This window comes from Streptomyces sp. NPDC050121 (assembly GCF_044460385.1).
GTDB classification, from domain to species: Bacteria; Actinomycetota; Actinomycetes; order Streptomycetales; family Streptomycetaceae; genus Streptomyces; species Streptomyces soliscabiei.
Map to the genome: position 1 here is coordinate 1 of NZ_JBITJV010000089.1, position 8,494 is coordinate 8,494.

General features: G+C 75.0%; 7 protein-coding genes. 4 read left to right on the forward strand and 3 right to left on the reverse strand.

Annotation, left to right across the window (positions count from 1 at the left end; genetic code table 11):
• Positions 1-199 precede the first annotated feature (199 nt).
• A complete protein-coding gene (gene recN / locus ACIBTS_RS48910) occupies positions 200-1,918 on the forward strand; it encodes a DNA repair protein RecN (protein ID WP_399328426.1) in 1,719 nt (572 codons plus the stop codon).
• Positions 1,919-1,973: 55 nt separating this feature from the next.
• On the opposite strand, the gene ACIBTS_RS48915 is transcribed toward recN, so the two are convergent.
• Both ACIBTS_RS48915 and ACIBTS_RS48920 read right to left on the reverse strand, forming a co-directional pair.
• Positions 1,974-2,870, reverse strand: a complete 897-nt coding sequence (locus tag ACIBTS_RS48915) for an RNA polymerase sigma-70 factor (RefSeq protein WP_399328416.1) — start codon at positions 2,868-2,870, stop codon at positions 1,974-1,976.
• 30 nt (positions 2,871-2,900) lie between these two features.
• On the reverse strand, positions 2,901-4,121 hold the full coding sequence (locus ACIBTS_RS48920; RefSeq protein ID WP_399328418.1) for an NAD(P)/FAD-dependent oxidoreductase: 1,221 nt from the start codon (positions 4,119-4,121) through the stop codon (positions 2,901-2,903).
• Positions 4,122-4,242: 121 nt separating this feature from the next.
• Here ACIBTS_RS48920 and ACIBTS_RS48925 point away from each other — a divergent pair, with 121 nt between their 5' ends.
• Both ACIBTS_RS48925 and ACIBTS_RS48930 read left to right on the forward strand, forming a co-directional pair.
• Positions 4,243-5,004: a hypothetical protein gene (locus ACIBTS_RS48925; RefSeq protein WP_399328420.1), complete on the forward strand. Its 762-nt coding sequence runs from the start codon at positions 4,243-4,245 to the stop codon at positions 5,002-5,004.
• A gap of 207 nt (positions 5,005-5,211) precedes the next feature.
• On the forward strand, positions 5,212-6,339 hold the full coding sequence (locus ACIBTS_RS48930) for a glycosyltransferase family 4 protein (RefSeq protein WP_399328422.1): 1,128 nt from the start codon (positions 5,212-5,214) through the stop codon (positions 6,337-6,339).
• 81 nt (positions 6,340-6,420) lie between these two features.
• Here the strand turns inward: ACIBTS_RS48930 and ACIBTS_RS48935 are convergent, their stop codons facing one another.
• Positions 6,421-8,064 carry a PucR family transcriptional regulator gene (locus ACIBTS_RS48935; RefSeq protein WP_399328423.1) on the reverse strand — a complete coding sequence of 548 codons (1,644 nt, stop codon included), beginning with the start codon at positions 8,062-8,064 and terminating at the stop codon, positions 6,421-6,423.
• 82 nt (positions 8,065-8,146) lie between these two features.
• Between ACIBTS_RS48935 and ACIBTS_RS48940 the strand changes: the two genes are divergently transcribed.
• A partial coding sequence (locus tag ACIBTS_RS48940; protein ID WP_399328424.1) for an LLM class flavin-dependent oxidoreductase occupies positions 8,147-8,494 on the forward strand: 348 nt, incomplete at its 3' end.

An 8,494-nucleotide genomic window follows, 5' to 3' on the forward strand; every position in this document is an offset into this window, starting at 1 on the left:
GTACGCGGACGACCCTCCGCCTTGCGATGCACCGCACCAGACGCCGCGGGCCCCGCCCTCCGGGCGGACGACGCTACTTTCGAAACACGCCCTAGCGGTCGGCTCACCGCGTCCCCGGGGGAGGTCCACTCGCCCGGGTGACGGGGTGCCTCGCACTTCCTGCCCCCGACCTCGTAAGGTCTTCCCCGTGTTGGAGGAGATGCGGATACGGTCGCTCGGAGTCATCGACGACGCGGTCGTCGAGCTGTCGCCAGGCTTCACCGCCGTCACGGGTGAGACGGGCGCGGGCAAGACCATGGTGGTCACCAGCCTCGGGCTGCTGCTCGGCGGACGTGCCGATCCGGCGCTCGTGCGGATCGGCGCCGAGAAGGCGGTCGTGGAGGGGCGGATCGCCCTGCCCGCGGGCGCCTCGGTGGTCCTGCGGGCCGAGGAGGCCGGGGCCGAGCTCGACGACGGGGCGCTGCTCATCAGCCGTACCGTTTCGGCCGAGGGGCGCTCGCGGGCGCACGTCGGCGGGCGGAGCGTGCCCATGGGTGTGCTCGCCGAGCTCGCGGACGAACTGGTGGCCGTGCACGGGCAGACCGACCAGCAGGGGCTGCTGAAGCTGTCCCGGCAGCGGCAGGCCCTCGACCGGTACGCGGGGGACGCGGTGACCGTGCCGCTCGCCAAGTACACCGAGGCCTACCGGCGGCTGCGGGCCGTGGCCGTCGAGCTGGAGGAGATCGTCACGCGCGCGCGTGAACGGGCTCAGGAAGCCGACATGCTGCGCTTCGGGCTCGACGAGATCGCCGGCGTCGAACCGCGCGCCGGGGAGGACGTGGAGCTGGCGGAGGAGGCCGAGCGGCTCGGGCACGCGGAGGCGCTGTCGTCCGCCGCGACGGCCGCTCACGCCGCCCTCGCGGGCAACCCCGAGGATCCGGAGGGCATCGACGCCGCCACGCTCGTCGCGGGCGCACAGCGGGCCCTGGAGGCCGTCAGGTCGCACGATCCGGCGCTGTCCGCGCTCGCCGACCGGCTCGGCGAGATCGGGATCCTGCTGGGCGATGTGGCGGGCGAGCTCGCGGGATACGCCGACGACCTCGACGCCGATCCGCTGCGGCTGTCGGCCGTCGAGGAGCGGCGGGCCTCGCTCACCGCGCTCACCCGCAAGTACGGGCAGGATGTGAACTCCGTGCTCGTCTGGGCCGAGCAGAGCGCAGCCCGGCTCACCGAGCTGGACGGCGACGACGAGCGCATCGACGAGCTGACCGCCGAACGCGACGCCCTGCGGGCCGAACTCGGAGGGCTGGCGCAGGCGCTGACGGACGCGCGCACCGAGGCCGCCGAGCGGTTCGCCGCCGCCGTGACCGCCGAGCTGGCGTCCCTGGCGATGCCGCACGCGCGCGTGTCGTTCGACATCCGGCAGACCGAGGACCCCGAGGGCGTCGAGGTCGGCGGGCGTGCCGTGGCCTACGGGCCGGCCGGTGTGGACGAGGTCGAGCTGCTGCTCGCCCCGCACCCGGGTGCGCCGCCGCGGCCCATCGCCAAGGGCGCGTCCGGCGGTGAGCTCTCGCGGGTGATGCTCGCCGTCGAGGTCGTCTTCGCGGGGACGGACCCCGTGCCGACGTACCTCTTCGACGAGGTCGACGCCGGCGTCGGCGGCAAGGCGGCGGTGGAGATCGGGCGGCGCCTCGCGCGGCTCGCGAAGACCGCGCAGGTCGTGGTCGTCACCCACCTTCCGCAGGTCGCCGCCTTCGCCGACCGGCAGTTGCTGGTGGAGAAGACCAACGACGGGTCGGTGACCCGGTCCGGCGTGAAGGTCCTGGAGGGCGAGGAGCGGATCCGGGAGCTGTCGCGGATGCTCGCCGGGCAGGAGGACTCCGAGACGGCCCGGGCCCACGCGGAGGAGCTGCTGGCCACCGCTCGCGCGGACGCGTAGCGGTGGCCCGGAGGACCGGAGGACCGGAGGACCGGTGCTCCTGGGGAGCGGGGGCTCAGCTCAGGGTGAGCGGGGTCTCGGCGGCGACCCGGGACAGCTTGGCCGGGTTGCGGACGTAGTACAGGCCGGTGATGCGGCCGTCCTCGACCCGGATCGCCATGACGCCGTCGAGCTCGCCGCCCAGATGGGCGACGAGGGCGGGGCTGCCGTTGACCATGGTGGGGGCGAGGGTGAGCGTGCCGCCGTTCTTGGCGAGTCCGCCGATGACGAAGCGGGCCACCTTGTCGGCGCCGGTGATCGGCCGCGGCGCGGCCTGCTTGACGCCGCCGCCGTCGCTCACCAGGACGACCTCCGGGGCGAGCACGTCGAGCAGGCTCTGCGGGTCCCCGGTGTCGAGTGCCTGCCGGAACGACTCCAGAGCCGCCCGGGTCTCGTCGGCGGAGACCGCCTGCCGAGGACGGCGGGCGTCGACGTGCCGGCGGGCACGGTGGGCGATCTGACGGACGGCCGCAGGACTCTTGCCGACGGCGGACGCGATCTCGTCGTAGCCGACGTCGAAGACCTCGCGCAGCACGAAGACGGCCCGTTCGGTCGGCGACAGCGTTTCGAGGACGAGCATCAGCGCCATCGACACACTCTCGGCGAGCAGCGCGTCCTCGGCCACGTCCGGGGCGGTGAGCAGCGGCTCGGGCAGCCAGGGGCCGACGTAGGCCTCCTTGCGGCGGCTCATCGTGCGCAGCCGGTTGAGCGACTGCCGGGTCGTGATCCGCACCAGGTAGGCGCGCTGGTCGCGCACCTGCCCGAGGTCGACCCCGACCCACCGCAGCCAGGTCTCCTGGAGGACGTCCTCGGCGTCGGCCGCCGAGCCGAGCATCTCGTAGGCGACGGTGAAGAGCAGGTTGCGGTGGGCGACGAAGGACTCGGTCGCCGGGTCGGTGGCATGCTCGCTCATGTCCGGATCTCTCCCCTGTCCGTGCGCGGCCTAGGCGCTCTGATCGGCGGTGGCCCGGGTCTCGCTGCGCCGGGTCTCGCCGCGCCGGCCTTCCAGCAGCAGCCGGCGCCGGGCGCCTCCTGAGACGCGGTGCAGGCGGTAGGAACCGGGCTCGCGTGCCTCGCCGGCCAGATGCCCGACGATGCCGTTGCAGATGAACTCCTTCAGCCTTGCGCCAGGGCGACCGGCGATGTGGAACCACACCGCGACGTCGTACCGGTGGGCGAACTGGAAGATGCCGGCGCGTCGGCCCAGGCTGATGCACTGGCCGGCGAACACCTGGTTGAGGGGCGAGGGCCGCTCACCCGCGATCCGGCTGAGCACCGTGTCGGCGGCCCGCGCGCCCAGCGGCATCGCGGCCTGGCAGCTCATCCGCAGCGGCAGGTCCGACGGCGCCGCCGAGTCCCCGGCCGCGACGATGCGCGGGTCGTCCACGCTGGTCAGCGTCTCGTCCGTGAGCAGGCGGCCCAGCGCGTCGGTGCTCAGCCCGCTGCGGGCGGCCAGGTCCGGCACGCCGAAGCCGGCGGTCCAGATGGTCACCCCGCTCGGCAGCTCGCGGCCGTCACCGAGCCGCACGGCGTCGCCCGTCACGGCCGTCACCCTCGCGTCGGGGCCTTCCAGCACGCTCACCCCGAGTGCGGCCAGCCGCCCGGCGACCGAGCGCCGGCCCCGCGGGTGCAGGTACGGGCCGAGCACCCCGCCGCACACCAGGGTCACGGCGCGGCCCGTCTCCGCCAGTTCGGCGGCGGTCTCGATGCCGGTGGGACCGGCGCCGACGACGGTCACCGGGGCCGTCGAGGGCGCGGCGTCGAGAATCGGCCGCAGCCGCTGAGCGTCCTCCAGGGTGGCGATCGGGTGGGCGAACTCGGCGGCTCCGGGCACGCGCGGGTCGGCGCTGCCACTGCCGACCGCGTAGACCAGGTAGTCGTAGCGCAGCGTGCCGCCGCTCGCCAGGGTCACGCCGTGCTCGGCCGCGTCGATCCCGGTCACGCTGTCGACCACCCGCCGGACGCCCGCGGCCAGGACCTGGTCGTAGGCGACGACCGCGTCATGGGTCCCGCCCACCAACTGGTGCAGGCGGATCCGCTCGACGAACGCCGGGCGCGGGTTGATCAGGGTCACGGTCACGTCGGCGCGCCGCGTCAGACGGTTGGCGGCCATGACGCCGGCGTATCCACCGCCGATCACGATCACCTCGGTGTTCTCGCTCATGGTGTCTCCTCCGTTTCCAGGGGTTCGGCCTCAAGACACCGCAGGGTCCGTCGTTGTGACAGCGCGCTCGATCTTTTTTCTTCGTCCTGATCGCTCAGGGCCCTTTCCCTAGGGTGAGGGCATGGTCATACGAAGGGGACGGGGCGCGGCCTTGGCGGCGGCGGTCGCGCTGACGCGGGCGACGACGGCGGTGCTGCGCGCGGCGGCGCCGGGCGGGCGGGCGCTGTGGGAGCGCGAGAACCACGCGGGGCGGACGGTCGGGCTGTACTCCGGTCCCGCCGCCGCCCTGGCCACCGCGGTCGCGGCCGCCCGGGTGACTCCGGCCGCCGCGCTCGCCGTGGCCGCCGCCGGGGCCTGCGGGGCGTACGACGACGTCGCCGGCGTCGGCGATCCACGGCGTGGCTTCGGGGCGCATCTGGGCGCGCTGCGGCAGGGCGAGGTCACCAGCGGAGCCGTGAAACTGGTCGGGATCTCGGCGGCCGGGCTGGTCGCGGGGGCGCTGCTGAAAGAACGGCCCCTGGACAAGGTGCTCGCGGGCGTGGTGATCGCCGGCGCCGCGCACTTCGTCAACCTCGTGGACGTACGCCCAGGAAGGGCCGCCGGCGTCGTGCTCGCCCTGGGCACGCCGGGGGCGCTGCGCGCGGGGGCGGCCGGGGAGCTGTCGGCCGTGGCGGTCGGGGCCGCGGCGGCGGTGCTGCCCGAGGATCTGGGCGGGCGGGAGATGCTCGGCGACAGTGGGGCGCATGCGCTGGGCGCGCTGCTCGGGGCGGCGGTGGCGGCCGGCAACGGGCGAGCGGGCCTGCTCGCGCACGCCGCCGTCGTCGTGGCCGCGGCGGTCTACGGGGAACAGGTGAGCGAGGTAGCGAGGTCCGCCCTTGGGTAATCGAACGGAACCCCGGTTCTCTCACTCGTGTGGGTGATGAAGGGGGCCCTGTGGCCAGGTGCCGGGGGGCTTGACGGCACGGAACACCCGTACGTGCTGGCATCCTTGGGCGTAGTACGTGGAGGAACGTCAGCGGTCCACCCCTCCGCCGGTCCTTCAGTACGTTTCTTCGTGACCGTCCGACGCCGAATCAGGAGCCCCGGCCACGTGAGCAGCCACTCACCGCACGGCCAGTCGCCGCTGCGTACCGTGCAGGTGCTGGGCGGCGGCAACGCCGGCAGCAGCGCGCACGTGCGCTCCCTGGCCGCGGGGCTTGTCGCGCGGGGCGTGCGAGTGACCGTGTGCGCCCCGGCCGAGGCCGATCGCGCCCATGACTTCACGGGTGCCGGAGCCGAACACGTGCACGTGCCGCGCAGCAGCGACCCGGGGTCCGTGGCGGCGCTCCGGGCGGCCTGCACCGACGCCGATCTCGTCCACGCGCACGGCCTGCACGCCTCGTTCCGGGCCGTTCTCGCGCTGAGCGGCCGGCGCACCCCGCTCGTCGTCACCTGGCACAACCGGGCGCACGCCGAAGGGGCCCGCGCCCACCTGCTGCGGCTGCTGGAACGGCGGGTCGCGAGGACGGCCGCCGTGGTCCTCGGCACCACCTCCGACCTCGTGGACCGGGCCCGCCGGACGGGCGCCCGCGACGCGCGGCTCGCCGCCGTGGCGCTGCCGCGGCCCCGCCGGGTCGAGGGCCACGAGGAGCCCGAGCTGCCGGCCTCCAAGCTGCGCGCCGAACTCGGCGCCGTCGGACGCCCGCTGCTCATGGCGGTCGGCGCCCTGGAGCGCCACCGCGGGCACGACCTCCTGCTGGACGCCTCCCGCACCTGGCGCCGACTGGACGCCGGACCTCTGGTGGTGATCGCGGGGGAGGGGCCGCAACGGGCGGAGCTCCAGAGCCGTATCGAGGACGAGGACCTGCCGGTCCGGCTGCTCGGGCGGCGCGACGACGTGAGCGAGCTGCTCGCCGCCGCCGACCTCGCGCTGCTGCCGGGCGGCGGGGAGTCACGGTCGGTCCTGGCACAGGAGGCCCTGCACGCGCGCGTGCCGCTCGTCGCGGCTCTGACCGGCGGCATCCGCGAACTCGTCGGCGACGCGGCCGAACTGGTACCGCCGGACGACGCCGAAGCCTTCGCCGCCGCCGTGGCACGACTCCTCGGTGACCCCGAACGCTGCGCACTCCTGCGGGACATGGGCGCCCGGCAGGCGGCCACCTGGCCCACGGAGGACGAGACGGTCGCCCAAGTGCTCAGCGTCTACGACGAGTTGACGCAGCCCCGGCCGATGATCTGAGGCGACGGCCGCCCGCCTCGCACGTCACGCCTGCCTCACGCCCCTGTGCCGCCCTGCCTCACGCCCCCGTGCCTGCATGCCTTACGGCACGTGCCGCCGGGCCCGGAGTGCCAGGCTCAACGCCAGGACCGTCTGCGGGTCGTCCAGATCGGTGCCGAGCAACTCGCCGATCCGGGCCAGGCGGTTGTACAGCGTCTGGCGGTTCAGGTGCAGCTCGCGGGCCGTCTCCGCCTTGCGGCCCGCGTGCGCCAAGTACGTCTCCAGGGTGGGGAGAAGAGGCGGCTTGGAGCGGTGGTCGTGGTCGCGGACCGGGCCGATCGCGCGGTCCACGAAGGCCGCCAGGTCAGGATGGTCGCGCAGCCGCCACAGCAGCAGGTCGATGTCGAGGCGACGGGCGTCGTACCAGGGGCGATCCGGCAGGCCCTGCGCGGCGGTCGCCGTCTCCGCCGCGTGTCTGAGGCCCGCCGACGCGGCCGCCCAGCCGCCCGCGACCCCGACCACCACCACCGGCGGCTGGGCCCCCGGCCGCTGCATCCCGGCCCGCTCCACCCCGGCCCGCAGCGCCGCCGCCACCCGGTCCGCGACCGCGGACCGCTCCGACTCCGACCGCAGACCCAGCAGCACCGGCACCCGGCCCTCCACCGGCCGCACGCCCAGCAGCACCGGCACGCCCACCGACGCGAGCTCCTCCGCGACCGCCCGGGCCAGCACCGCCCAGCCCCCGCCGGGGGAGATGCCGTCGCCCAGCCGCATCACGACCGGGAGCAACGGACCGGCGCCCGGCCGGAAGCCGAGGACGCGCGCCTGCGCAGGGGCGTCCTCCGCGGCGATCCGGCCCTCGGCGAGGTCGGTCAGGAAGTCGCCCCGACCGCGCGCCGCGAGCTCCTCCTCCTGGCGGGCCTGCATCAGCACCACGGCCAGGATCCCGGCCGCCCGCTCGGCGGCGATCCGGTGCACGGGAGCGAGCGGGGCGCGCACGGGCAGCAGTACGAGCCGGGCGCGCACCGAACCTGCCCCCGGCCCGCCGCCGGGCACGTCCACCAGCACCGAACCGGCGGGCGGCGACGCGTCCTTGTGCGGGTCGCGCAACCCCTCCCAGACCTGGAGCGGATCCGCGCCCTGCGGTCCCTCGCCGGCCGCGTACAGGAGTTGCACGTCGGTCGTCTCCAGGAACACCGGGTTGTCGCTGAAGTCCGCCAGGATGCCCAGCACCTGCGGGATGCCGCCCCCGCCGAGCAGGGCCCGGGTACAGCGGCGGTGCACCTCCTCGGCCCGCTGGAGCAGCGCGTAGTGGCCGTTGACGATCTCGGTGTGGATCTCCTCGGTGACCGTCACGAACGGCACCTCGCGGTGCAGTTGGACCAGGGGCAGGCCCATCGTGCGGGCCGTCTCGACCAGGGCGGCGGGCAGCCGGGTGAAGCGCGGGCCCAGCTCGATCACCAGGGCCGCGATGCCCCGCTCGGCCAGCGTGCGCACGAACGCCCGCTGTTCGGCCGGACGGGTGCCGAGGCCGTAGCCCGTGGTCAGCAGCAGTTCGCCGCCCTTGAGCAGCGAGGCGATGTTCGGGACCTCGCCCGCGTGCACCCAGCGCACCGTGCGCTCCAGCCGGTCGGCGCCCGCGAGGATCTCGGGCAGGCCACTGCGCAGGCCGGGCAGCTCCAGCGCGCGCTGCACGGTGATGCCGGCGCCCCGGCTGTCGTGACGGTGGTCCGTGCGGCTGTCCATGCAGCGGACGCTACCTGGGCAGACGTCGCGGCAACATCTGCGGACAAGGGTTGGACGGCGCGCGGCCGGGCAGCGGCGGCCCATGGACTTCAGTGTGGTTGCCGTGGCCCGTGAGGACGACCGCCCGGTCGAGGAGCCGCTGCGGGTCGCGGCGCTCGCCGACCGGCTCGGCTACCGGGAGGTGTGGGCGGGCGAGGGACCGGCCTGGGACGCGTTCGTGCTGGCCGCCGCCCTCGGCCGGGTCACCGAGCGGGCGGTGCTGACGGCGGGACCGGTGCCGGTGTCCGTGCGCGACCCGTACAGCCTCGCCCGGGGCGCCGCGTCGGTCGCCGCCGTCAGCTTGTTCTTTTTCTTCCGGCCTCGAACGGTGTCTCGTACTGAGTCGCTCACCTGGGGGTTCGCCGGACGTGGGGGCGGCCTTCGTCTGATC